The sequence below is a fragment of the Bradyrhizobium sp. Ken01 genome, from assembly GCF_055807355.1.
Window position 1 is genome coordinate 1 of record NZ_JBVVPC010000305.1, and the last position, 235, is coordinate 235.

Annotated in this window: 1 protein-coding gene; it reads right to left on the minus strand. The window is 47.7% G+C overall.

Annotated features, from left to right (window positions below; translation table 11 throughout):
• A partial coding sequence (locus AC0L3S_RS39750; protein WP_473285452.1) for a biotin/lipoyl-containing protein occupies positions 1-174 on the minus strand: 174 nt, incomplete at its 3' end.
• Positions 175-235 lie beyond the last annotated feature (61 nt).

Genomic DNA, 235 nt, shown 5'->3' on the forward strand with positions numbered 1-235 from the left:
TTTGATCTCTTTAACGATACCCGCCTGCGGAGACGGAACTTCCATAGAGGCTTTGTCGCCTTCTACGGTGATCAGCGACTGTTCGGCTTCAACTTTGTCGCCCACTTTGACCAGGATCTCGGTGATTTCAACTTCATCAGCCCCGATGTCCGGTACTTTGATTTCGATAGCCATTATTCTTTTACCTCTTACGCCAGACGCGGGTTAACTTTATCTGCATCGATGTTGAATTTGG